Raw genomic sequence first — 23,376 nt, 5'->3', positions numbered from 1 at the left:
CCGATGCGTATCGGAGTTTTTGATTCTGGACTGGGTGGTCTCAGCACCCTGCTCTCCTGCCTGCGTTATTTGCCGAATGCCCATTTTTTGTTTTACGGCGATAGCGCTCATAGTCCCTATGGCGACAAAACCGCCGGCGAAGTACTACAATGGACGGAAGATGCTTACGCCTGGTTTGTCCGGCAAGGCGTAGATGCCGTGGTACTGGCTTGCAACACGGCTACCAGCGCGGCAGCCATACCTCTGCGGGAATATGCGGACGTGCCCATCATCGGTATTGAACCCGCCATCAAAAAAGCTCTGATGCTTTATCCCGAAGGCAGGATTCTCCTGCTGGCCACAGCCATGACCGTCACTGGTGAAAAACTGCGTAATCTCTTGACGCAATTACCAAATGCCGAACAACGCGTGCAGCCTCTTGCTTGCCCGGGTCTGGCAGAACGCATTGAATCCCAGAGCCATGACTGGCAGCAGCAAGTCCAGGAGTATCTGCACAATCATGTTCTGCCTTTTTACTCGACAGACACTCAAGTCATTGTGCTGGGCTGCACCCATTACTGCTGGATCAGCAACTGGCTGTCAGAGCTAAATGGACGGAATATTCCCACCCTGGATGGAAATGATGGCGTGGCGCGGCAATTATGTCGCAGGCTCGACATGCAGAGACTCCCGGACACGCCACCTGATTTACCCGTTGAAGCATCGATTGATTTTTATTTTACCGCCGCCGCGGCTGAAAAGACGCAAGTTGCCCGTCGCCTGCTGCGCGCTCACGGGGTCAAAACCTAGTCCATCTGGACCCCATGATCCGTCAACTTCACACCATATTTTTTGGCCTGAGCTTCGCCCTGGGCGTAAGCCAGATTAGCCAGTTCCTCGGCATGCTTGGCCTTGACCACGGCTTCATCATATTTACCGGCTTTGTCTGCAGCTTCGGCTTCCTTATAAACTTTCGGGGTGGAAAGCCACAAATAATGCACGGCTGAAGTTTTTGCCATGGCCGTCTTGGCCGCCGCCAGCGCATGCTGTGCGTCTGTAGCGGTAACCGTCGCCGCCGTCGCAAAACCCGCCATCATCAGGGTGCCTGCTGCCATCACACTCATCAATACACGCTTCATAAATGCACCTCCCTCTACAAACCTTGTTCAGAATGAAACCACCGACCGGACATTACTCCGATGCACAATCCAGCAAAATCTGTTCCTTCTTTGTAAGCATCTGAAAAAATGGATCACTCAGCATCATTCCAGCAATCTGCTCATGTTGAAATGGCCAATTTGGGCCAGAAGACCCAATGCCCATGCGGGCCATACCGGACCATTTGATTCCATCGGCAGCATCTCTAAATGAGTAGAGGCACAGCCAGCGCCAGGGCATGAATCAAGACACCCACCAGGCCGCCGACCAGGGTTCCGTTTACCCGAATATATTGCAAATCGGTCCCCACTCCTTCTTCCAGCAGGCGGATCATGTCTTTTTCGGGCCAATCCTGAATGGTTTTTTCAATATGCTGCGCCAAACCATCACGCATGGCCGGGGCTAAACGGCGGGCACTGTTTTCCAGATAATCATTAATGGCCTCCCGCAAGACTGCCTGCTCCGCCAAAAATGTCCCCAACTGTCCGGCCAAAACCTGAATCTGTCCTTGCAGGCGGGAATCAGGGCTGCCCAGATCATGGTCCAGCCAGGTGCGCAGGTCGCGCAACAAACCATCTGCATACTCCTGCACAGCTGGATGGGAAATCAGGCCATTTTGCCAACGCTGGATACGCTCCTGAAACCCGGCGTCTGTCCGCAGCCGCACAATCGCATCAGCCATCCAGCGATCAAAAGCCAGACGGCGCGGATGCTCGGGATCGTCCTCGATTTCCTGCAAAAGTTGATGCGCGGCCTTTACCAGATTTCGCGCGAGATTATCACTCAGGGTGGCAGGGTCCATGAGCGCACTCATCCAGGAGAACAAGGTGGGATAGGCGCGTTTCAGAATGGCTGCTATTTGCTCGGCCAGCAGCCCCTGCGTTTCTTCCCCATCCAGCCACTCGCGCAGGCGCTGAATACCATCTTCCAGAAGGGCCTGATGACGGTGGTCTTCCGTCAGTAATGCCAGAATATTTCCCATCCAGCGCGCCCCATCCACGCGCTGCAGCTGGCGACCCAGCGCGCTTCTCAGGGCAACACGCAATTCCTGATCATCAGTCAGCGCCAGGGCTTTTTGCAGCAACGTCGTCAATTGCCGGGCCAGCAGATGACTGCTTTCCGGCTGGATCAGCCACTGTGCCAGCCAAGTGGCGGGATCGGCGCGGCGCAACAGGCGGACAATGGCTTCGCTTTCCAGAAAATGATCACGAATGAACGTGGCCAGACGCTTCGCCAGACGCGCCTTGTTTCTCGGCAAAATGGCCGTATGGGGAATGGGCAGACCCAGCGGATGACGAAACAGGGCCACCACCGCAAACCAGTCCGCCAGCCCGCCCACCATGGCGGCCTCGGAAAATGCCCCGGTCCAGGCCCAGACGCCCGAAAATCCCTGACTGGTCGAAAATAAGAACAACAGCAACGCCAGCAACAGTAAAACCAAAGCCCAGCGGCGCATCACCTGCAATTTTTGCAGGCGCTCTCCTGGCCGGGGATTCAGAAGTGTTTTTGGGGGTTCATTATTATCGGCAATCATGTGAGCGAGTTTAGCACGGAGACTTGCACTCTGTAGAAATCGCCATTTAATATGCAAACATAACTATTGGCAGGGAGTATGGATCATGCGTCTTGTTCTGGCGATTTTTTTACCTTTTCTAGTGTTTTTCACCATTGGCCGGCCGCTCGCAGGCATCATCTGCCTGCTTCTGCAAATCACCGTACTGGGCTGGATACCGGCGGCTATCTGGGCGGTTTACGCCTTAAGCCAGTACAAGACCGATCAGAAAATCCAGAAAGCGCTGGGACGTTAAAGGCCCTAATTAAGCCGATATCGGTTAACCAAGATAAGACTTCCTGCTCAAGTTGGCATTCGGTCAGCGTTCGTCTTCCTTAATGACGCGGATCAATGCCAGATTGATGTAGTAGTTGCTTCGTCCTGCCTTGACCTTTTCGACAAAACCCGCTTCGGCCAGATCGTCGAGGTATTTTGTTGCAGTCAGACGTGAAACCTGAAGATCGCGCTCCAAAAAGGCAATCTTGGTGTAAGGATGCTGGAACAGACTATTGATCAAGTCTTGGCTGTAGAAGCGAAACTGATTCCGGATTCGCTGCTTATAGTCCATCAGGGCGAGGCTGATCGCTTTAATCATTTTGATGGCCTGCTCTGCGGTCTGTTCCACAGCATCCAGCATGTACATAACCCATTCTTCCCAGGCTTCATCATCCCGAACGGTCTGAAGCAGGCGATAGTACTCCCCTTTGTTCCGAACGATGTAGTTGCTGAGATAAAGCAACGGGATGTCCAGCAACTCAGCCTTGACCAGATAAAGCACGTTGATGATGCGCCCGGTTCGACCGTTGCCATCGTAAAACGGGTGGATACTCTCGAACTGATGATGAATCAGAGCCATCTTGATCAACGGGTCAACGTTGAATAGAGCATCGTCATTGATAAATCGCTCTAGCAGCCTGTCGGATTATTCGCGTAACCCACTGATTTTATTGCATCTGCCATTTTCTGGAAATTTATTTAAACGCTTAGTAATCAATGCATTACGTTTCTTCAAAACCGAAAGTCCGACAGGCTGCTAGCTTCTTCAGAATAGGAGCAGTTTCGAACCGTACCGGATCGAGCTGATGCAGCGGCTCAAGTATCATGGTTGCTCCCGAATAGATGGAATGGCGAAACATGCAAAGAAAAACAACTCGACCTATACACATCGCGAGAAATATGCATAGGAAAACCCATTCTTATATACACGTCAAGCTTAGTCGGAATAAGATCTGTCTACCGGGTTGGCATTGTGTAGCCCGCTTCGCGCACATTAAAAATCCCAGAAAGTACAAGACGTTCCGGGATTATGTTTACAATTTATGTTTGGTGAATCCTAAAAAGGAATATCGTCATCAAAATCTTCCATCGGCGGGGGTGGGGTATCCTGTTTGCGCCCACTGCTGGCCGGGGCTGAAGAAGCACCCGTCAAATGACCGCCGCCATGATCTTCTTCGTCAAAACTGGCTGCACCACCACCGCCCCCGCGTGGACCCACCAATTGCAGCCGGTCACCGATAATTTCAGTGGTGTAGCGCTCCTGACCTTCCTTGTCGGTCCACTTGCGGGTCTGCAATCGGCCTTCCACATAAGCCATACTGCCCTTGCGCAGGTATTCGCCAGCAATTTCGGCTGTACGTCCAAATAGCACGATACGATGCCATTCGGTGCGTTCCTGTTTATTCCCTTCGCGATCCTTGAAATTTTCAGAGGTGGCAATACTGAAATTGGCGATAGCAGCACCACTGGGCTGATAGCGCATCTCCGGGTCCCGGCCCAGATGTCCTAATAATATGACCTTGTTCACTCCCGCCATTGTCAGATCTCCTTGAGTACAAGGGGACGGCCGTCCCCGAAAGCTCTATACTAACCCATCCAGAGAAAAACTCATTCCTGAACCCAAAAAGGCTACGGCTACATGGAACATATCCAGATCCGGGGCGCACGTACCCATAATCTCAAAAACATCTCATTGACCCTGCCCCGGGACCGCCTCATTGTCATCACCGGCTTATCCGGTTCGGGCAAATCCTCACTGGCTTTTGACACGCTCTATGCCGAAGGTCAGCGCCGCTATGTGGAGAGTCTTTCGGCCTATGCCCGGCAGTTTCTGTCGCTGATGGGCAAGCCTGATGTGGATGCCATTGAAGGGCTATCGCCCGCCATTTCCATTGAACAGAAATCCACTTCCCATAATCCCCGCTCTACCGTCGGCACCATCACGGAAATCCATGACTATCTGCGTCTGCTGTATGCCCGCACTGGCACGCCCTGGTGTTGCGGAGCACCCATTCAGAGCCAGACCATCAGCCAGATGGTAGATCAATTACTGGCCCTGCCTGAAGGCGAAAAACTGATGATTCTCGCCCCCATGGTGCGTGATCGCAAAGGCAGTCATGAAGAGGTGATCAGCGCGCTGCGGGCCAGAGGCCTGATTCGTGCGCGGGTAGATGGGGAAATGCTCGAACTGGATGAAATTTCGACCCTGGACAAAAAACGCAAACATCGCGTTGAGGCCGTCATTGACCGCCTGGTGTTGCGCGAGGACAGTGGGCCGCGTCTGGCGGAATCCCTGGAAACCGCCCTGAGCCTCGCCGATGACCAGGCCATCGCCGTGTTGATGGGGCCTCAACATCAGGAAGAACGCCTGTTCTCCGCCCACCATGCCTGTCCCAGTTGTGGACGTTCCTTTCCGGCCCTCGAACCCCGGCTGTTTTCTTTCAACAATCCGGCAGGGGCCTGCCCACGTTGTGACGGCCTGGGAGAAATTACCTTTTTTGATCCGGACCTGATTATTCCTGATCCGGGTGCCAGCCTCAGCGCCGGGGCCATCGCCGCCTGGACCAAGCGCCACAAGGAACATTACACCCCCTTGTTGAAGGCGCTGGCCGCTCATTTTCACTTTTCCCTGGAGTCTTCCTGGGAAGACCTGCCTTTTGAGGTGCGTGAGCAAATTCTGCACGGTTCCGACGAACGTATTACCGTGCAGCAAGGTTCACGGACGCATCAGATTCATTTTGAAGGAGTCATTCCCGGACTGGAACGGCGCCTGCGCGAATCCCAGTCCAATCTGGCTCGGGAAGAAATCATGCGTTACATGGGCCGCCTGCGCTGTCCGTCCTGTCACGGCAGCCGTCTGCGTGAAGAAGCCCGTATGGTCAAGGTGGGGCCTCTGGCCCTTCAGGAAGTGTCAGCGCTGCCCATTCGCGAATCCCTGCAACACTTTGCGCATTTGCAACTGGAGGGCCAGGAAGCCATTATCGCCGAGAGAATCCTGAAGGAAATCAGTAGCCGCCTGAAGTTTCTGGTAGATGTGGGTCTGGCCTATCTGAGTCTGGATCGTTCCGCAGAAACCCTTTCCGGTGGCGAAGCCCAGCGCATTCGCCTGGCCTCCCAGATTGGTGCCGGTCTGGTGGGGGTCATGTATGTTCTGGATGAACCCTCCATCGGCTTGCACCAGCGTGACAATGATCGTTTGATCGGCACCCTCAAACATCTGCGTGATCTGGGGAATACCGTCATTGTTGTAGAGCACGACGAAGATGCCATCCGCGCTGCAGATCATGTAGTGGATATGGGCCCCGGTGCCGGTACCCACGGAGGTGAAGTCATCGCTCAGGGTACTCCCGAAGAGATTCGCGCCAATCCGGACTCCCTCACTGGTCGTTACCTGACTGGTGATTTGTGCATTGCCATTCCCGAACGCCGCCGTCACGACCAGCAACGCTGGCTGGAAGTCATCGGTGCGACGGGCAACAACCTGCAATCAGTCGATGCAAAAATTCCCATCGGCCTGTTTACCTGCATCACCGGCGTCAGCGGCTCGGGCAAATCCACGCTGATCAATGACACCTTGTATCCCGCCTGCGCGCGGGTTCTGATGGGCAGCACGCAGAGTCCGGCTGCGCATCAGCAACTGCGTGGCCTGGAAGCCCTCGACAAGGTCATAGCCATTGATCAAAGTCCCATCGGCCGGACCCCCCGGAGTAATCCGGCCACCTATACCGGACTGTTCACCCCGATTCGCGAGCTTTTTGCCGCCACCAGCGAGGCCCGGGCGAGAGGTTACAATCCGGGGCGCTTCAGTTTTAACGTCAAGGGCGGCCGTTGTGAAGCCTGTGAGGGCGACGGCGTCATTCGCGTTGAAATGCATTTTCTGCCGGACATTTACGTATCCTGCGACGTTTGTGCCGGAAAACGCTACAAGCGGGAAACACTGGATGTGCATTACAAGGGCAAAAATATTCACGAAATTCTCGAAATGACGGTGGAAGATGCCCGCCAGTTTTTTGATCCGGTACCAGCCATTGCCCGTAAATTGCAAACACTGCTCGATGTAGGGCTGGGTTATCTGCGCCTCGGCCAGTCCGCCACCACACTTTCCGGTGGCGAAGCCCAGCGGGTAAAGCTCTCCCGGGAATTATCCCGACGGGATACCGGACGCACCCTATACATTCTTGATGAACCTACCACCGGCCTGCATTTTCATGATATCGCCCTGCTCCTGGTAGTCCTGCAGAAGCTCGCCGATGCGGGCAATACCATTGTGGTCATTGAACATAATCTGGATGTCATCAAAACCGCCGACTGGATTATTGACCTGGGTCCCGAGGGTGGCTCCGGAGGCGGGCAAATCATCGCCACGGGCAGCCCTGACGAAGTCGCCCGCAATCCGGTTTCACACACCGGTCACTATCTGGCGCGACATTTATCCCGATAAATTGCACAATAGTCCTGTAAACATGACCTGGAGCCGTGAATATGTCCGTTCTCCCCGAACGCCGTGAACAAATCCGCAGTGCCCACGCCGCCCTGATCCTGCAGGTAGTTGCAGCCTGCCAGAACCCCCGGTTGCGCGGCGCTGTCGACGACCACCTGCGCGTCGCCGCTGCGAATGGTTGGGGAGAGCTGGTAACCGTCATTCAACAGATTATGGCTGGCAAGCGTGAACTGGGTTTACTGCAGGGACTGGATGAAGAAGACAGTGTCATCGTCGAATCCATTTTGATGGGTCTGCAAAATCCCGAAACTCTTCCCAAAAGTACGGGGCAGGCCGACCCGGGACTGGCGGCCCCGGGGCTGGCCAGTGTCATCCTTGCCGCCCGCCGGGGCGACCCCCAGGCCGTCGCCTGGTTGGGGCAAATGGCCAGTCAAATGCAAAAAGCCGGGGGCGACATGGCCCGTATGGGGGCCGCTCTCGGCCCCTTGTCCCGAGGTTTGGATGATCGCCGCAAGCTGGAAAAAGGCATGGGACCATTGGGTCGCAGCCTGCTTCAGGGGGTACTGGACGAACTCGCCAAAGCCGAATTGCAATAAGGTCCATTCAACCCGAAAAGCTTGAAATGTTGCTTTATCGCCCCTATTTCCCGAGTCAACGTCTTTTTATTTTCAGGAGTATTGCATGGCCACTGGTGAACACATCCTCGAAGTCAACTTAGGTAATTTTCAGGAAGCCGTTATTGAGCTTTCCCAAAAGGCCCTGGTCCTCGTGGATTTCTGGGCACCCTGGTGTGGACCCTGTCGCGCCCTGGGTCCTGTCCTCGAAAAGCTGGCGGAGGAAATGCAGGGTGCTTTTGTTCTGGCCAAAATCAATTCTGATGAAAACCCGGAACTTTCCCGGGAATATCAGGTGCGCGGAATTCCCGCCGTCAAGGCTTTCAAAAACGGTAAAGTGGTAGATGAGTTCACCGGTGCTCTCCCGGAGTCTGCCATCCGCCAGTTTCTTGAAAAGCATTTACCCAAGCCCGGCGATGATCTGCGCGCCGAGGCCATGGCCGCCATGGCCCAGGGCAAAACCGATGAAGCCCAGTCACTTCTGGAAGAATCCCTGCAGACGAATCCCCAAAACGATCAGGCGCGTTTGGCACTGGCCCATCTTGCCATACAACAGGGACGCCATGCGGATGCCCAGGTACAAATTGATGCCATGTCCCCTCTGTTTCAGATGGAAATCGAGGTCGAGGGCCTGAAAGCATTACTGGAATTTACGGATGCAGCGCGCAAAGCTCCCCCCATGACCACGCTGGAGACAACCATTGCCCATGAAAAAGGCGATGCACGCGCTCTGGCCATGTATCAGCGGGCGCTGGTTCTGCTTTTGCAAGGCCAGGAAGCCGCCGCTTTGGATCAACTGATTGAAATGGTGGAAAGACACAAAAGTTACGACGATGGACTCGCCCGCAAAACCATTCTGAAGATTTTTGCCCTCCACAGCAATCAGGGGCCACTGGTTGAGCAATACCGCACCAAATTATCCCGCGCCTTATATTAAGTGTTATGGTAGACCTCAGGCAGGAACTAGATGCTTTATTACCGAGTCTAAACGCAAATGCGTCAATGCTGCAGAACCAAAACTCCAAAGGAGAGTCCTATGGCGAATAGTCGCCCGAAAACCCTGTTGAAACGCCCGAAACTACTGATTACTGCTGTTGTCGCTGCGTGCTTTGGTTTTACCCTGGGCGCCACCGAATGGGCACAGGCCGATGCCACCCCTACGGCTCCCGCCTTATCCATCAACACCAACACCGCACCCCAACAGGCGCTGGTTGCCCTCCCGGACTTTACCCCCATTATTGATCGCTATGGTCCGGCAGTGGTGAACATCAGCAGCACCACCAACAAAGTCATCCACCAACAGCACAATCCGTTTCCGCCAAATTCTCCTTTTTACCAGTTTTTTCAGCACTTCGGCGCACCCGGACAAGCCGGTCCCGGCCATCAGCAGCACGAAAAAATTCAATCACTGGGTTCCGGATTTATCATCAGCCCGGATGGTTACATTGTCACCGCCGGTCACGTAGTACGGGGTGCCAATCATATTGTCGTCACCCTGACCAATCATCATGCCTATCCCGCCAAACTGATCGGACTTTCAGTGCGCTACGACACCGCCCTGCTGAAAATTGATGCCAAGGATCTTCCCACTGTCCCTATCGGCAATTCTGATCATCTGAAAGTCGGACAGTGGTTGCTGGCTGTAGGTGCGCCCTTCGGTTTTTACAATACCGTCACCCAGGGGGTGGTCAGCGCCATGAACCGGCCGTTGCCTGATGACGAATACATCCCTTTCATCCAGAGCGACGTGCCCATTAATCCCGGCAACTCCGGTGGTCCGCTCTTTAACATGAAGGGCCAGGTGATCGGCATCAATGATCAGATATACACCAACAGCGGCGGATATATGGGCTTGTCATTCTCCATCCCCATCAATACCGTCATGCGTGTGGTGCAGGACTTCAAGGACCATAAACCCATTCAGTTCGGGTATCTGGGTGTCGAAGTGCAGGATGTCACCCCGCAAATGGCCCAGGCCCTGCATCTTCAGGAACCGGTAGGCGCCCTCGTGGCTTCGGTGATGCCGGGCAGCCCCGCTGCCAAGGCCGGCATTCAGCCCGGTGATGTCATTGTGACTTATGACAGCAAACCGGTTTACAACGTCGGGCAACTGCCGCCCATGGTCGGCAACACGGTTCCCGGCACCCATGCCAGCGTAGGTATCCTCCATCATGGTGTCGCGGAAACCAAAAATGTCCTGGTCACCGCCCTGCCGAAAAACATGGACGAGCAGTCCAGCAGTACCCAACCGGCAGCGCCTGCAAAGACTGTGAAAATCAGCCGGATGGATATTCATGTTCAAAATCTGACTCCAGATATTGAAAAACAACTGGATGTCCACCATGGTGTGGTGGTGGTAGGTGTCAGTGAAGGCCCTGCCGCCGAAGCAGGCCTGATGCCCGGAATGATCATTCAGCAGATCAATCAGCAGGATGTCCAAAATGTCAGCGAGCTGGCGCACATTGTCGCCGGGTTACCAAAAGACCAACCCATTCCCATGTTGGTCCGTCAGGGTAAAGCGAGCATCTATGTGGTCATTACCCTGTCGAAAAAATAATCTGTTCGAGCGCTACAGGACGTTGCGCTCGACAATCACTTCTGAATAGGGATCCCCCATTGCCACGCAGGCGCTTTGTCGTCCCCAGAAACCAGCCTTTGAACGATTCACCTGATAATAAAATTCCAGGCTCAGATCGGGTTTGGCGGTAATATCGGCACTGTACAGCAGGTTCATCAAGGAAGCGCCGATACCCGTCAGCAAATAATCCACGGGATGATCTGCCCTGCCAAAACTCCGCAGATAACCCAGAGATTCATAGGGATACCAGGCCCTCAGCACCAGACGTTCGTTGGGCACCAGTTCATGAATTCGCCAGACACCCCAGCCGAGAGCATTAATACAGGCGACAATACCCGCCAGCCAATCCTCACGACAGCGTAATTGCGGGACCACCAGTTGATACCAGGGATCCGAGCGCATAATGCCACCCATCGTATTGAAACCACAGATATGACCGGCTTCAATAAGCAGGGTATCAGCGAGATCCTTACCCTGTAATCCCGCAAATTTTTCCTTGTAATAAAACAGGGCGGGATATTCATACCAGAGCATTTCATCGAGAAGAGGATGCGTCGCCAGGGCATTAACCAGCGCCGCTTCAAAGCGAAAAGACACCAAATTGTAATAGTCCGCATAATGACGTGTCAGACAAACGCCAAATTCCCGTATCAGTCCATGTTCATCGCCCTGAAGCGGCATACCGCTGACTGCCGCGATAATACCCGCTTCATCCACATGCAGACCAACCGTGCGTTCAGGGATATCCGCCGCTTCTGAAGGTAATCGCACCTCCGCAATGGCCTGCGTACCCACTATATTTCCGTCCGGATTGGCAATATGGATTTGACTCATCCATAGTTCTGTTTGTTCGTCCCCACGGCTGAGAGACTGATCACCAAGACGATTTCCCAAATGACCGGCAAATGGTGCCTCATAAACTGCAGATAAGGCACCAATAGCAAATCCCAGGTCAAAATGTTCTCCTGCCCAGCGTCTTTTCCCATAATTCAGACGCAGGGCAAAACCGTAATGGGAATTTTTTTCGATAATCTGAAAAGCATTTTCGGGATTTTCAGGCAAGTGAAAAGAGGCCAGAGGCAAATCACCAAATCCACAAAATCGGTAAACAGCTTCTGCATACGCCAGCCGATCTTCCACTGACCAGTCCGGACAGGATTTAAAATGTTGCTGCAGTTGCCGGAAGCTGACCTCAGCCGCCGATTGCTTGAGAATAGGATCACGCTGAATGTAGTGACAATCTTCGACCACCAACTGCAAAAAGCGATTGTAATGATTACAGTGAAAAATCACCGGCTCATTATCAATGGTGACTATGCCGGTGTTGGGGTCACGCTGGGGACGGATGGAAGGAAGCTGCATCATATTCTGCCACGCTCGATGGTCGTAAACCTGACTTTACAGATAGTCGAAACGCGCCAGGCTGCAAGTCCAAATTAGCGAAAAATAATCCTATGCGCGGGGATGATGCTTTTCGTGCAAGGCTTTGAGACGTGCCTGGGCGACATGGGTGTAAATTTCGGTAGTACCCAGATTCGCATGCCCCAGCATCAACTGAACGCTGCGCAAATCAGCACCATGATTGAGCAGATGGGTGGCAAAAGCATGGCGCAAACTATGGGGTGAAACCGACTGTTCAATACCGGCGACCTTTGCATAAGCTTCTATATTCTGCCAGAAACGCTGCCGCGTCATCGCCGCCCCGCGAGCTGTCACAAATACGGCTGCAGAAATACGCCCACCCAGAATCCGGGGGCGGGCATTTTGCAAATAAGCCGCTATTCGCTCAGCCGCCATTTCCCCCATGGGCACCAGCCGTTCCTTGCGGCCTTTGCCAAAAACCATCACCAGATCCGCACTTAGATCCAGTTGCCGCATTTCCAGATTGACCAGCTCGGAAACCCGCAAGCCGCAGGCATACATCAACTCCAGCATCGCCGCGTCGCGCAACCCCAGCGGCCGGGTCTGATCGGGCGCGGTCAGGAGGGCTTCAATTTGTGTTTCACTCAACACATGGGGCAAATAGCGGGCAAGACGAGGACTTTGCAAATTCTGGCTGGGGTTGTGGGTTACCCAACTCTCACGCAGCGCATAACCATAAAAACGGCGGATGCTGGACAGCATCCTGGCTACCGAACGCATTGCTGCGCCGGATTGCAGCTTTTGTCCAAGAATACGCGCCAGCATCCCGGCATCTGCACTCAATAAATCCGCGTCCTGCTCTGCCAGTGCTGAGCAAAGCTGGAGCAGATCCTGCCGATAGGCAGCCAGGGTGTTTTCGCCCAGATTTTTTTCGAGCCAGAGCGCATCCAGAAAGACATCAATACGCTGACGATCCTCAGACGGGGGTGATGCCATCGTCATGAGGCGGTTTAGTTAATCGAAATAAAAACGCAATACGACCAAAGGGTGAATCCATGCCAAGGGTCCTCCTGTGACCTGTCCGGCGCGCTGCGCGGTTCGCCAGATCGGCCAGAAACCCGTGGGATTCCCTTGGGCAACCGCCCGTTCGGCCAATTGTAGCCACCAATCAGCAGACGTTCCGGAAGCGGCGGCATAAAGTGCTCCCTGCCAGGTAAAATGCGCAGGGACCGGTTCGGACAACGCCCTATCCCGATAAGCAGCGAGAGTACTGAAATCCGGCCAATCCTCACGGCGCTGCCAACCGGCAAAGCCAAAAGTGCAGGCGGCAGCACTGAACAACACCTTACGAGCCTGGCGCAAACTGCGATGGGGCAAGGTCAGCAGGGTTCCCAGCCAGACGTATAAACGCATCAGCGCCTGGGGATCATGACGATGATCCCCCTCAATAATCATCAGGGTTACCGTCAGAAACAACTGCCGAATGGCATCCAGAGGCTGGTCGCCCAAAGCCCGGATCCGCCCCATGAAGGCGGGCAGATCACGCTCGCGCAGGGCATGCAGCAAGGGCTTATCCACTTCAGGATCGCGGCTCGCCCGCCCTTCCGGCACGACCACCGCAACACCGGGAGCCTGCTGCCAATGGCTATGCAGCAAAGCCAAAGCCCCCAAAGCAAAAGACCGGGCAGGCAGCCCGGCTGCCGCGTCATGCCATTCCCCAAACAGAATACTACGAAGGCCTTGCGCATGGCTGTCATCCGCCAGCCGCTGGGCCAGCCGATTCAGCACCACACGCCGGGCATTTTCGTCATCGGCCATGCTCTGCAGCAAAGGCACCAGATGCTCCAGATCAGCTTCTTCCACCGCTTTGGACAGAAGATCGACTTCCATATCCAGCGGCATGGGTGCACTGGCTTCCAGCTTGAGCAAATCCGGCAAAGGGGCGGCAGTCAATAACGCGCGTTTCTCTTCCTGGATACCTACCGCAGCGGCCAAGATCTCGACAGGAAGCTGCCCAGCAGCGGCCCAGATGGACTGACTATCCACCACCACCTGCAAGGCCTCCGTATTGCCCGCTGCACTCCACCAGTACGGCAGGATATCCTCCTGCCAGGCCGAATGGAGCAACAACTGCTGAGCCGGGTCGGCCCACAGGGCGGCCCGCCCAACAACAGACGCAGAACGCCAGCGTTCCAGGATTTCCCTGGACGCCGGCGTCATAATCAGATTATCCAAAGCGAACCCGGCCTTCGCCAGGAAGCGCAGCAGAAATCATCAGCCCAGTTTTTCTTTGATGCGGGCAGCCTTACCAGACAGATTACGCAGGTAGTAAAGCTTGGCACGACGCACATCACCGCGACGCTTGACTTCCACCTTGGTGACCAGCGGTGAATAAGAGGGGAAAACACGTTCCACACCTTCACCATTAGAGATTTTCCGCACCGTGAAGGCAGAATGCAGGCCACGATTGCGACGGGCAATGCAGATTCCTTCAAAAATCTGGATACGTTCGCGGTCGCCTTCCTTCACCTTGACATGCACGGCAACCGTATCGCCTGCGCCAAAAGCCGGAAGTTCCGACTGAACCTGTTCTTTGTTGATTTCATCAATGATGTTCACAGCCCTGCTCCTTCGCCTAGTATTACTGCACTTCGCCGTCCTGACGGCGATAATCATCCAATAACTTCTGCTCACGCGCACTCAAAACGCGCTGCGCCAACAAATCCGGACGCCGCTCAGCCGTACGCCCCAATGACTGTTGCAGGCGCCAACTACGAATCCGGGCATGATCTCCCGAAAGCAAAACTTCCGGAACCCTTACGTCCCCCACCACTTCCGGGCGCGTAAAATGTGGACAGTCCAGCAAGCCGTTATCCGCAAAGCTATCTTCGGCTGCCGAGTCCGCATGTCCCAACAAACCCGGTAATTGCCGGGCCACTGCTTCAATCAATACCAAGGCAGGCAACTCCCCACCTGCCAGTACATAATCGCCAATGGACCATTCTGCATCCACCGCCGCCAGCACCCGCTCGTCAATGCCTTCATAGCGGCCTGCCAGCAAAATCAATCCGTCTGCACCGGCAAAGCCCTGCACGGCTCCCTGCTGCAGACGCTGCCCCTGGGGGGACAGGTAAATCACCGGCGCCCCGGGGTTTGCTTCGCGTGCCGCAGCAATGGCTGCCAACAACGGGGGCGCCATCATCAACATTCCTGGACCACCACCAAAAGGTCGGTCATCCACGCGGCGATACGCATTATCGCTAAAATCGCGAGGGTTCCAGGCATGTATCTGGATCAGCCCACGCGCCTGGGCCCGCCCCAGTACCCCCTCGCGCAGATAACCGTGAATCAGCTCTGGAAAAATAGTGATGACATCAAAACGCATCACCAGTCCGCTTGCCAGTCCACGGTAATCAGTCCGGCACTCTGGTCCACCCCAGCTGCACTTGTATCTGACCAGGGAATCAGCAATTCCCCGCCTTTTTCATCGTCCAGTACCATAACGTCATTCGCACCGGTTTCGAGAAAAGCCGTCACTTTTCCCAAAAGCAGGCCTTCCTGATTCAGCACCCGCATGCCAATCAAGTCACGCCAGTAATATTCACCGGGCTCCAGATCCGGTAAATACTTCCGCGCAATTCTGATCTCCTGACCAATGAGGGCACGGGCCTGTTCCCGGTCACTGACTTCCGCCAGCTTGGCAACCACACCCTCACCCTGCATACGCCCCTCTTCCAACACATAAGGCCGTAGTTCAGAACCCAAAAACCAGGGTGAGTAGTCGAGAATGGCATCACGCAGATCCGTAAAAGAGAACACTTTTACCATTCCACGCACACCGTAGATGCCGGAAATTTTTCCCAGCACCACCCATTCTTCAGACTCAGGCGGCAGCGACACCCGTCTTACTCACGCCTTCTTTCTTGAAAAAGCTGGCTACTGTATCTGAAGGCTGCGCGCCCTGGCTGAGCCAGTAAGCGGCACGCTCTTTGTCGATGCGCAATTCGGCCGTAGCGCCAATGGGATTGTAAAAACCCAGGCGCTCAATGAAACGGCCATCGCGCCGGTTACGACTATCCGTCACCACGATGTGATAAAAAGGCCGCTTTTTGGCGCCGCCCCGGGCCATACGAATAACTACCATGTGTTCTCCTTAACCATGTCCTCTCCCACTGGACGGGAGAAAGGCGCGTATCGTAACTAAAAACAAGCTCTAACGGAAGGGTAAACCGCCCTTTAACATCGATTTGGGATTCATCCCCAATAAACGGCTGAGTCCACGTCCCCCTTTTCCCATTTTTTTGAACATTTTCTGCATCATCTCAAACTGCTTGAGCAGCTTGTTGACCTCCGTTACGGTGGTTCCAGCGCCTGCAGCGATGCGGCGACGGCGCGAAGCCTTGATGATTTCCGGATGCCGACGTTCGCCGGGCGTCATGGAATTGATAATGGCCTCCAGACGACGCATGGGTTTACCATCCTGCATGGCCGCCTGTGCCTCGGCGGGGAGCTCACCCATACCCGGCAATTTATCCATAATGCTCGACATGCCACCCATTTTTTCCAGCTGCCGGAGTTGCTGACGAAAATCTTCCAGATCAAAACCTTTCCCGCTGCGCAGCTTCTCGGTCATTTTCTGCGCTTGCTCAACATCGACATCCTGTTGAACCTGCTCAACCAGGCTGACAATATCGCCCATGCCCAAAATACGCGAAGCCAGTCGATCCGGATAAAAAGGTTCCAGACCCTTGCGGATTTTTTCGCCAATACCCATAAACTTGATGGGCTTGCCGGTAATGGCCCGCACCGACAAGGCGGCCCCACCACGCGCGTCACCGTCAGCCTTGGTCAAAATGACACCGGTCAGCGGCAAGGCATCATTAAAAGCCTTGGCCGTGTTGACAGCATCCTGACCTGTCATGGCGTCCACCACAAACAGCAACTCCACCGGCTGGACGGCAGCGGTCAAAGCCTGAGCTTCCGCCATCATGGCGTCATCCACATGCAGGCGTCCGGCGGTATCGACAATCAACACGTCAAATACCCCGCGCTGCGCTGCCTCTAAGGCATCTTTGGCAATCTGCACCGGCTGCTGATCTGGACGGGATGGAAATACTTCTACCTCAATATCCTTGCCCAGATGCGCCAACTGCTCCATGGCAGCAGGCCGATAAACGTCGGTACTCACCATCATGACCCGCTTTTTTTCTTTGTCCTTGAGCCACAAAGCGAGCTTGGCACTGGTCGTGGTTTTACCGGAACCCTGCAACCCGGCCAAAAGAATCACTGCCGGGGGTCGGGCACTCAAATCCAGCCGGTCATTGTGCTCGCCCATGAGCTTGACCAGCTCATCATTGACAATCTTGATAAACACCTGCCCTGGCGACAGGCTTTTCACCACTTCCTCCCCCAGCGCCGATTCGCGCACCTTGTTGATGAAGTCTTTCACCACCGGCAGCGCCACATCGGCTTCCAGCAAGGCCAAACGCACTTCACGCAGGGCGTCACGAATATTGTCTTCGCTCAAACGCCCCTGGCCACGCAGGTTTTTAAAAGTCTGGGTGAGTTTTTGGGTCAGATTGTCAAACATGGGTCCCCCTCATATCAGGGGTGGATTTTGGACTGTATGACGCAGTCGTGCAATGGCGGACGCCATTCCAGCCGCTGGCCGGGTTCAACGCCATAAAACCTAATGCCGCCAGCGGCTACTTCCAGGGTCATTACTGCAGCACGGCAAAATCGCCAACGCCAGGGGGGCAAATCGCTATGACAAGCAGTAACCCGCCTGTTCTGGTCCAGAAAAATCACGTCCATGGGGAAAACCATGCCTATGCTGTGAATACTGCCTACGTGCATCAATAGCAGTCCTGCGTCAGCATTGAGATGACTTTTCCCTAACAGCCCACGCAGACGATCTCCAAAATGACTGGCGCAAGACACTTCTGTCCATAAAATGTCTTCTCCCCGAGAGATACAGCCTACTGACATCAATATCCGCCCTCCTGTAAAAATTTCATGTAAATCACAAAAGCCAGCATCAGGAAGGTAATCGGAAAAATAAAAACCACCAGCGGCGCCAAAAGCTTGACTGGTGCTTCAAGAGCCAATTTTTCTGCCCGCAAAAAACGCTCTTCCCGTCGCTGTTCTGCTTGAGCACGCAATACTGGTCCCAGATCTCCGCCACGCTCCTCTGATTGAACCAACGCACTGACCAGACTGCGTACTTCCGTCAACGATACGCGCTCTCCAAAGCGTCGAAACACATCCATTTTTGCCGTACCGGATCGCAACTCCCGAATCATGATCGCGAACTCGTTGTGCAGCGGGCCTGCAGGCCCCTTATCAACAGCCACCTGCATCGCACTGGTTAAATTAAGCCCTCCCTCAATCATAAGGGTGATGAAATCCAGGTAAACCGGTAACTCTTTTAGAATAAGACGCCCACGCCGCTTGGCCTGTTCAACCAACCAGATGTCAGGATAAAAGCTCGCAAACAACATAGTCAAAAATAACAGCCAAACATTGAACAACCCTGAAACCCGATATAACAACACACAAAAAATCAAGGGTACCGTCGTACTCAGAACTTTCAGTGCAACAAACTCTCTGGAACTCAGCAAGTAGTGCATACCCGCTCTTTGTAACCGTTGATGTACCGGTAACAGCAAACGATCGGGAATGAAAATAACCAATGTTGAACGAACAAATTGAACTATGGGCCAAAGCAGCCTCAACCCTTTGGGTAAAGGATCCATGTAGTCCCTGGGCGAGGGCTCCATCTGGCGTGCCAGATAACCCAAGCCATAAATTGCAACAGCAATAGACAACCCTATCAGTACGGCAATTAACCATATTGTTAGCTTTGTCATACTTCAATACTCACAATTTTCCGTATCCAAAAATAACCCAAAAACTCACAAAGAATGGCAACGGCCAATACTGCCCATCCCTGGGTCGTACTAAATAATGCACCCATAGCTTGCGGCTCGATTTGCAAGAGGGCCAAAATAATCAATGCAGGAAGCGCCGTCATGACGATCCCCTGAAGACGGCCCTGCGCAGTCAATGCTTTTATTTTCTGTTCCATCATCAGTCGCTTGCGAATAGTTTCTCCCAGTCGTGCCACTGTATCTGCAAGGCTGCCTCCGACTTCCCGACTAATTCGCAATGCGGAAGCGACCAGTTGTACATCTGGACTAGGTATACGTTCCGCCAGATGATCAATCGCATCTTCAAAAGCAGCTCCAAGACGCTGTTCTCGCACCACCAAACCCAACTCCTGACTGATGGGCGGACTGAGATCACGAGATAGCCCCTCCATAGCCTGTTGCAAATTAGCACCAGAACGCAGTCCACTGGCCAACATCATCAGCGCATCTGGCAACTGCGCATGCAGTCGGTCCAAGCGTCGCTTCTGCAGCCAACGCATAATCAGGCGCGGCAGAAGCAGGATCAAAAAGGCAGCCCCGGCAGCGACCACAACTGACCCCGATGCCCACCACGTCAGAACAGGCAGAACAGCCAGCAACATAAGATTCAATTTCCAGAGCAACACGGGGTCCGCAAAAATGAAAAGACTTTTCAACCCCATTTGACTGTCCCGAGCGAAGCGGTTTTGTCCTCTATACAGAAGCTGACGGGCAGCAAATGATAGCAGCAGAGTCAGGCCCAGAACGGCCATAAAGACTAGAAAAGCAAATGCTTCATGTCGCAACACGTCTCTCCCACTCAAAAAAGAAGCTCAGACAAATCGTAAAACAATAAACATTGTAATCAGCATTACATTTTCAGCCATAACACACAGCTGCTTTACAGAATCATTTAATCATAAGCTAAAAATTCTAAAAAGATGTTCAATAATCATAATAAATATATTATAACTACATGTTTTTTATCTATATATAAACTGATAAACAAAAATTATAAAACCATGAAAGAGGTCTTTATCCATTTGATATATGATATTGACATTATGAAAAATAACAGTATTATTTTTGAAAATATTATAGATGTATCAACTTCCGTAATGGAGGGAGCGAACGATGTGGTTAAAACTATTGGCCCAGACAAAACTTCAGGGCACAGATGCAACGCTTTTGAACAACAATTTACAGCTATCCCCGACACAGATGGCCCAACATTGGCGTGATCTAGGCTGGCTGCGACAGATAAAAACCTACCGTATTCATCGACAAAGCAAGAGCTGGCAAACACATTGCTGGTGGCGCTACCCTGCGGGGCGCTGGCCCACCCCACCACGGGAACTGATCGTTCGGGCGCAAAGGGAAGCCACGGGGAACACCCCAACTCCGCACACAGTCATGACCTCACTGGAAATCGCGTCAAGCTTCGTCTGCAATGACACTCCCATGCAGATCATACTGTTTCATCTCGACACACAAAGAATACTAACTGCTGTAGAAATGCAAAAAATTCAGGCAGGGCTAACCTTCCTGCACAGCAGATTAGAAATAGAATACCCTTTTCATCCTGAACTAAACCCAACAGATTTACGTATTGCACAATTACTGGTTAATGGTATTGGTCAAAGCCAAATTGCACTGCAACTTGGACAGAGTGAAAGCACCATACGTTCCCGGATAGCCGCACTATGCCGACGCCATGGGGTGCCAAACAGGCGCATGCTCCTCGCGCGCCTCCTAAGGACCATTGGCAGTAAAAAACAAATCGCCACGTTGCCTTTCGGGGCCACTTCTGACTGGAGTGAACAGCATGCGTCACAGATTTAATATTTTCTTCTTTCTGACATTATCTTTAGCAGGATCAACATCTATCCTTGCAGAAAATGGTCAAGATCTCCCCTTTCTGGGGCGATACCCCGGAAGCGTAGTGGATAATTATCGCAGTGCTCATTACGATGAAATAACAATTCCACTGGGACCATTAGGTAAAAATGCTCTAACCCGTTCTGAAACACTGGAGGGCCAAATCACCTATATCAAATATCAGGTTCCCAGAGATCGCTCGCCATTAGAAGTGATTCGCAACTATCAACAAGCTTTGCAGCATGCAGGGTTCCACATTTTATGGCAGTGCGCCAATCATAATTGCAGAACCAATGGAGATGCATCCATTAATACATCTCTCTGGCGAAACGCGCCGACAGGCTATACAGGAGGCGTGGAAAATTTTCTTTTTGATGACGGGCGCATGTTAACAGCAGAACATCGAGCTGCTGATGGAGTACGTACTTTAGTTTTCATCAACGACAACACCCTGTTCGGTCACTCCCAGGATGCTTCAGTATATGCAATACAGACGCAGCCTATGCAAAACGGGATGGTGTCCAGTTCGTCTGACCCTCTGACTAGCGAGAACATGCTCTATGAACTGAATAATAAAGGGCAATTTTCTTTGCATTTACCTTTTGACTTCAATCGCTCAACCCTCAGGACAGATGCCCAACCCTCCTTGAAGGCATTGAGTGATCTGCTAAAGAAGCATCCACAGTTACATGTACGAATTGAGGGACACACAGATCAGGCAGGTGCAGAAAGCTACAATCAAAAGTTATCTGTCACTCGGGCGGTAGCTGTTAAAAACGCCTTAATTGCCGAAGGCATTGATCCCCGGCGCCTTGAAACAACAGGCTATGGATCAAGCAGACCCTTAGTTAGCAACGATACTGAGGCAAATAGAGCCATCAACAGACGCGTAGAAATTATTAAAATGGCATAATCGTAACTTGATTCTATCGTACCGAGCAGGATCCTTTCACAAGCCGGGAATCCTTATTTCGTTCTCAGCCATCAACCACATCCAGAGGATGTAAGTTTGCAAACCGACTCTTAAGTTGTACTCATGCTATTACTCCAGCAGCTCAGAAGTATTTGCTGCAAAATTTAGCTTCACTTAAACCGAGCGATCCAGCACCCTGAAATTTCTTCCACACATATCCTCGCCCACTACTATGTGATAAAAATCTGCGAGCACATGGTTAGCCGCAGTTGCAGCTGCGTCCATAAATAAACTGATACACCATTGTAACAAAAACGAGCATCAATCTGCCACACGTCACACTATAACTCAACAACAAAAGTTACCATATTTAAACTATACAATAACGTTATTTGTCATAAATTTAATACAAAACATCAGAAAAAAACTATAAAATAATATTTATACTATAAAAAGTAATAATTGTTAAAAAAATTAAATCATAAACCATAATTACAAAAAAATATTTATTCAATATTTACAAATAATTAAAAAATAAAATGCGTGACTATTGACCATATTGTCCATGTTTTTATAGTGTGCTTAAATAATACAACACCAATCAATTAACCGGCCATTATGGAGGATTCATGAAACATTATTTATCCACGTCAAACCAGCAAAAAGAGTGCGGTCAAGGAATGACAGAATATCTTATCATCGTTGCCCTCATAGCCATAACTGGAATTGCAGTATTTTCCTATTTTGGGCAGACGTTACGCCATCAAATGGCGGGTATTTCCCAGGAACTATCGGGTAAAAGTGGAGGAACCGAAATCACTGCAGCGCAAGGCACTGCGGGGCAAGCAACAGGCAATGCCGCCATTCAGAAAAATATGAGCGATTACAAATCTGACTTAGGAAAATAACTTTTCTTAATTTATAATTTTTATTCATTCCAATTGACAAATAATTTCACACGCACCTATCCGGATCATCAACTTCATATAAATATGGAATTTATCATGCGTTCAACGTCTATAAATATGATATTTACTGCGAAAAAAATCGCAGAATCCGGACAGGCAGCGTTATTTTCTGTTGCTTTAATTCCAGTCATACTGTTAGCAGTGTTGTTTGTTTTTAATACCGGACAGCAAACAGCTGTCAAACTTAAAACCCAGAATGCGGCTGACGCGGCAGCATTTTCAGCCATGCAAATGGAAGCGCGCGAACTAAATTTTATTGCTTACACCAATCGTGCTATGGTGGCAAATCAAGTAGCTATTGGTCAGACAATCAGTCTTGTTTCCTGGGGAAGATACATAAATAGTCTGGGTGTTAATATCCGGAATGTTGGAAATTTTGCCCAGATCATTCCAGGTGTAGGCTCAATCATAGCCACCATTACCAATGCCATTGCACAAAGCACCAACGTGCTGAATCAAAGCATCGAAACTGCAAGCAACGTCTTACTACCCGCATTGGATTTAGCCGATTCGGCTTTGAGTGGTTCGCAAGAAGCCTATCATCTTGCTAACGGTGTTTTCGATCCAGGAGGAGGCAACAATCATCCCGGTGGAGCAATGACAGCAGTTGCTGAAGGTTCCTCGCTGTTTTAAGTGGGTAGCTTGAGATCCAGCTTACCCAGTACGAGGTAAGCCATGTTAATAAAATTCTTGTGGGTGCGATAGCCCCGTGCCCTGGATTTGGCGGACTGGAGCAGACTGTTGAAACC

The 23,376-nt window shown here is 52.2% G+C and carries 25 protein-coding genes; 10 read left to right on the top strand and 15 right to left on the bottom strand.

The genetic code is table 11. The annotated features are described in order from the left end of the window. The first annotated feature begins 3 nt into the window (after positions 1-3). Positions 4-789, top strand: coding sequence for a glutamate racemase (gene murI / locus H7F08_RS07175; RefSeq protein ID WP_193640221.1), 786 nt, complete (start codon positions 4-6; stop codon positions 787-789). On the opposite strand, the gene H7F08_RS07170 is transcribed toward murI, so the two are convergent. Together H7F08_RS07170 and H7F08_RS07165 are read right to left on the bottom strand one after the other, a co-directional pair. Then, a complete protein-coding gene (locus H7F08_RS07170; protein ID WP_065973475.1) occupies positions 786-1,118 on the bottom strand; it encodes a hypothetical protein in 333 nt (110 codons plus the stop codon). The genes murI and H7F08_RS07170 overlap by 4 nt on opposite strands. 224 nt (positions 1,119-1,342) lie before the next feature. Beyond that, the gene (locus tag H7F08_RS07165; protein WP_193640220.1) at positions 1,343-2,671 is read right to left on the bottom strand and encodes a DUF445 domain-containing protein; all 1,329 of its coding nucleotides are present in this window, start codon (positions 2,669-2,671) and stop codon (positions 1,343-1,345) included. Positions 2,672-2,756: 85 nt separating this feature from the next. On the opposite strand from H7F08_RS07165, the gene H7F08_RS07160 reads away from it, so the two are divergent. Beyond that, positions 2,757-2,945, top strand: a complete 189-nt coding sequence (locus tag H7F08_RS07160) for a YqaE/Pmp3 family membrane protein (protein ID WP_193640219.1) — start codon at positions 2,757-2,759, stop codon at positions 2,943-2,945. Positions 2,946-3,008: 63 nt separating this feature from the next. Here the strand turns inward: H7F08_RS07160 and H7F08_RS07155 are convergent, their stop codons facing one another. Continuing rightward, positions 3,009-3,587: a Fic family protein gene (locus H7F08_RS07155; RefSeq protein WP_254892805.1), complete on the bottom strand. Its 579-nt coding sequence runs from the start codon at positions 3,585-3,587 to the stop codon at positions 3,009-3,011. 435 nt (positions 3,588-4,022) lie between these two features. Beyond that, positions 4,023-4,502: a single-stranded DNA-binding protein gene (locus H7F08_RS07150; protein WP_010637618.1), complete on the bottom strand. Its 480-nt coding sequence runs from the start codon at positions 4,500-4,502 to the stop codon at positions 4,023-4,025. 102 nt (positions 4,503-4,604) lie between these two features. On the opposite strand from H7F08_RS07150, the gene uvrA reads away from it, so the two are divergent. The 4 genes from uvrA (at position 4,605) to H7F08_RS07130 (ending at position 10,577) form a co-directional block, all read left to right on the top strand. Continuing rightward, positions 4,605-7,406 carry an excinuclease ABC subunit UvrA gene (uvrA, locus tag H7F08_RS07145; protein ID WP_193640218.1) on the top strand — a complete coding sequence of 934 codons (2,802 nt, stop codon included), beginning with the start codon at positions 4,605-4,607 and terminating at the stop codon, positions 7,404-7,406. A gap of 41 nt (positions 7,407-7,447) precedes the next feature. Further along, the gene (locus H7F08_RS07140; protein ID WP_010637614.1) at positions 7,448-8,002 is read left to right on the top strand and encodes a hypothetical protein; all 555 of its coding nucleotides are present in this window, start codon (positions 7,448-7,450) and stop codon (positions 8,000-8,002) included. A gap of 85 nt (positions 8,003-8,087) precedes the next feature. After that, complete coding sequence (gene trxA, locus H7F08_RS07135) at positions 8,088-8,957, top strand: thioredoxin (RefSeq protein WP_024892863.1); 870 nt, start codon at positions 8,088-8,090, stop codon at positions 8,955-8,957. A gap of 99 nt (positions 8,958-9,056) precedes the next feature. Beyond that, positions 9,057-10,577, top strand: coding sequence for a Do family serine endopeptidase (locus tag H7F08_RS07130; RefSeq protein WP_081577626.1), 1,521 nt, complete (start codon positions 9,057-9,059; stop codon positions 10,575-10,577). Positions 10,578-10,589: 12 nt separating this feature from the next. Here H7F08_RS07130 and H7F08_RS07125 read toward each other — a convergent pair whose 3' ends face one another. The 11 genes from H7F08_RS07125 to H7F08_RS07075 all read right to left on the bottom strand — a co-directional run bounded on the left by H7F08_RS07125 (position 10,590) and on the right by H7F08_RS07075 (position 19,677). After that, a complete protein-coding gene (locus H7F08_RS07125; protein ID WP_010637607.1) occupies positions 10,590-11,963 on the bottom strand; it encodes a hypothetical protein in 1,374 nt (457 codons plus the stop codon). Positions 11,964-12,050: 87 nt separating this feature from the next. Next, a complete protein-coding gene (gene xerD, locus H7F08_RS07120; protein WP_010637605.1) occupies positions 12,051-12,962 on the bottom strand; it encodes a site-specific tyrosine recombinase XerD in 912 nt (303 codons plus the stop codon). Between the two features lie 12 nt (positions 12,963-12,974). Further along, on the bottom strand, positions 12,975-14,180 hold the full coding sequence (locus H7F08_RS07115; protein ID WP_193640217.1) for a hypothetical protein: 1,206 nt from the start codon (positions 14,178-14,180) through the stop codon (positions 12,975-12,977). 54 nt (positions 14,181-14,234) lie between these two features. Beyond that, positions 14,235-14,579, bottom strand: a complete 345-nt coding sequence (gene rplS / locus H7F08_RS07110) for a 50S ribosomal protein L19 (protein ID WP_010637603.1) — start codon at positions 14,577-14,579, stop codon at positions 14,235-14,237. Between the two features lie 22 nt (positions 14,580-14,601). Next, a complete protein-coding gene (trmD, locus tag H7F08_RS07105; RefSeq protein ID WP_035210727.1) occupies positions 14,602-15,345 on the bottom strand; it encodes a tRNA (guanosine(37)-N1)-methyltransferase TrmD in 744 nt (247 codons plus the stop codon). Beyond that, positions 15,345-15,860, bottom strand: a complete 516-nt coding sequence (gene rimM, locus H7F08_RS07100) for a ribosome maturation factor RimM (RefSeq protein WP_193640216.1) — start codon at positions 15,858-15,860, stop codon at positions 15,345-15,347. Before rimM ends, trmD begins: the two co-directional genes overlap by 1 nt. Next, positions 15,844-16,104 (bottom strand): 30S ribosomal protein S16, encoded by a 261-nt coding sequence (gene rpsP / locus H7F08_RS07095; protein ID WP_065974347.1) that lies wholly within the window; start codon positions 16,102-16,104, stop codon positions 15,844-15,846. Before rpsP ends, rimM begins: the two co-directional genes overlap by 17 nt. Positions 16,105-16,173: 69 nt before the next feature. Continuing rightward, the gene (ffh, locus tag H7F08_RS07090; RefSeq protein ID WP_193640215.1) at positions 16,174-17,550 is read right to left on the bottom strand and encodes a signal recognition particle protein; all 1,377 of its coding nucleotides are present in this window, start codon (positions 17,548-17,550) and stop codon (positions 16,174-16,176) included. 14 nt (positions 17,551-17,564) lie between these two features. Continuing rightward, positions 17,565-17,948 (bottom strand): DUF192 domain-containing protein, encoded by a 384-nt coding sequence (locus H7F08_RS07085; protein ID WP_193640214.1) that lies wholly within the window; start codon positions 17,946-17,948, stop codon positions 17,565-17,567. Next, complete coding sequence (locus tag H7F08_RS07080) at positions 17,948-18,589, bottom strand: type II secretion system F family protein (RefSeq protein ID WP_226831342.1); 642 nt, start codon at positions 18,587-18,589, stop codon at positions 17,948-17,950. The genes H7F08_RS07085 and H7F08_RS07080 overlap by 1 nt, the downstream gene beginning before the upstream one ends. Before the next feature lie 236 nt (positions 18,590-18,825). Next, entirely contained in the window at positions 18,826-19,677 is an 852-nt protein-coding gene (locus H7F08_RS07075) for a type II secretion system F family protein (RefSeq protein WP_237747475.1), read from the bottom strand. A gap of 325 nt (positions 19,678-20,002) precedes the next feature. On the opposite strand from H7F08_RS07075, the gene H7F08_RS07070 reads away from it, so the two are divergent. The 4 genes from H7F08_RS07070 to H7F08_RS07055 all read left to right on the top strand — a co-directional run bounded on the left by H7F08_RS07070 (position 20,003) and on the right by H7F08_RS07055 (position 23,260). Continuing rightward, a complete protein-coding gene (locus H7F08_RS07070; protein ID WP_010637588.1) occupies positions 20,003-20,710 on the top strand; it encodes a helix-turn-helix transcriptional regulator in 708 nt (235 codons plus the stop codon). Further along, positions 20,694-21,659 (top strand): OmpA family protein, encoded by a 966-nt coding sequence (locus H7F08_RS07065; protein WP_193640213.1) that lies wholly within the window; start codon positions 20,694-20,696, stop codon positions 21,657-21,659. Before H7F08_RS07070 ends, H7F08_RS07065 begins: the two co-directional genes overlap by 17 nt. 629 nt (positions 21,660-22,288) lie before the next feature. Then, positions 22,289-22,567, top strand: a complete 279-nt coding sequence (locus H7F08_RS07060; RefSeq protein ID WP_010637584.1) for a Flp family type IVb pilin — start codon at positions 22,289-22,291, stop codon at positions 22,565-22,567. Positions 22,568-22,663: 96 nt separating this feature from the next. Beyond that, a complete protein-coding gene (locus tag H7F08_RS07055) occupies positions 22,664-23,260 on the top strand; it encodes a pilus assembly protein TadG-related protein (protein ID WP_227487833.1) in 597 nt (198 codons plus the stop codon). The last annotated feature ends 116 nt before the right edge of the window (positions 23,261-23,376 follow it).

It is taken from the genome of Acidithiobacillus sp. HP-11 (assembly GCF_015100075.1).
Lineage (GTDB): Bacteria > Pseudomonadota > Gammaproteobacteria > Acidithiobacillales > Acidithiobacillaceae > Acidithiobacillus > Acidithiobacillus thiooxidans.
The sequence above is the reverse complement of the archived record's forward strand: the minus strand, read 5'-3'. Positions and strand labels throughout refer to the sequence as shown.

What these genes read in the sequence shown, in the direction of transcription:
- H7F08_RS07055 (WP_227487833.1), top strand. Translation starts at nt 22,664, where the DNA reads ATGCGTTCAACGTCTATAAATATGATATTTACTGCGAAAAAAATCGCA.
- uvrA (WP_193640218.1), top strand. Translation starts at nt 4,605, where the DNA reads ATGGAACATATCCAGATCCGGGGCGCACGTACCCATAATCTCAAAAAC.
- H7F08_RS07140 (WP_010637614.1), top strand. Translation starts at nt 7,448, where the DNA reads ATGTCCGTTCTCCCCGAACGCCGTGAACAAATCCGCAGTGCCCACGCC.
- murI (WP_193640221.1), top strand. Translation starts at nt 4, where the DNA reads ATGCGTATCGGAGTTTTTGATTCTGGACTGGGTGGTCTCAGCACCCTG.
- H7F08_RS07070 (WP_010637588.1), top strand. Translation starts at nt 20,003, where the DNA reads ATGTGGTTAAAACTATTGGCCCAGACAAAACTTCAGGGCACAGATGCA.
- rpsP (WP_065974347.1), bottom strand. Translation starts at nt 16,104, where the DNA reads ATGGTAGTTATTCGTATGGCCCGGGGCGGCGCCAAAAAGCGGCCTTTT.
- xerD (WP_010637605.1), bottom strand. Translation starts at nt 12,962, where the DNA reads ATGACGATGGCATCACCCCCGTCTGAGGATCGTCAGCGTATTGATGTC.
- H7F08_RS07115 (WP_193640217.1), bottom strand. Translation starts at nt 14,180, where the DNA reads ATGACGCCGGCGTCCAGGGAAATCCTGGAACGCTGGCGTTCTGCGTCT.
- trmD (WP_035210727.1), bottom strand. Translation starts at nt 15,345, where the DNA reads ATGCGTTTTGATGTCATCACTATTTTTCCAGAGCTGATTCACGGTTAT.
- H7F08_RS07060 (WP_010637584.1), top strand. Translation starts at nt 22,289, where the DNA reads ATGAAACATTATTTATCCACGTCAAACCAGCAAAAAGAGTGCGGTCAA.
- H7F08_RS07080 (WP_226831342.1), bottom strand. Translation starts at nt 18,589, where the DNA reads ATGCACTACTTGCTGAGTTCCAGAGAGTTTGTTGCACTGAAAGTTCTG.
- H7F08_RS07150 (WP_010637618.1), bottom strand. Translation starts at nt 4,502, where the DNA reads ATGGCGGGAGTGAACAAGGTCATATTATTAGGACATCTGGGCCGGGAC.
- H7F08_RS07065 (WP_193640213.1), top strand. Translation starts at nt 20,694, where the DNA reads ATGCGTCACAGATTTAATATTTTCTTCTTTCTGACATTATCTTTAGCA.
- trxA (WP_024892863.1), top strand. Translation starts at nt 8,088, where the DNA reads ATGGCCACTGGTGAACACATCCTCGAAGTCAACTTAGGTAATTTTCAG.
- H7F08_RS07160 (WP_193640219.1), top strand. Translation starts at nt 2,757, where the DNA reads ATGCGTCTTGTTCTGGCGATTTTTTTACCTTTTCTAGTGTTTTTCACC.
- H7F08_RS07130 (WP_081577626.1), top strand. Translation starts at nt 9,057, where the DNA reads ATGGCGAATAGTCGCCCGAAAACCCTGTTGAAACGCCCGAAACTACTG.
- ffh (WP_193640215.1), bottom strand. Translation starts at nt 17,550, where the DNA reads ATGTTTGACAATCTGACCCAAAAACTCACCCAGACTTTTAAAAACCTG.
- H7F08_RS07085 (WP_193640214.1), bottom strand. Translation starts at nt 17,948, where the DNA reads ATGTCAGTAGGCTGTATCTCTCGGGGAGAAGACATTTTATGGACAGAA.
- H7F08_RS07125 (WP_010637607.1), bottom strand. Translation starts at nt 11,963, where the DNA reads ATGATGCAGCTTCCTTCCATCCGTCCCCAGCGTGACCCCAACACCGGC.
- H7F08_RS07165 (WP_193640220.1), bottom strand. Translation starts at nt 2,671, where the DNA reads ATGATTGCCGATAATAATGAACCCCCAAAAACACTTCTGAATCCCCGG.
- H7F08_RS07170 (WP_065973475.1), bottom strand. Translation starts at nt 1,118, where the DNA reads ATGAAGCGTGTATTGATGAGTGTGATGGCAGCAGGCACCCTGATGATG.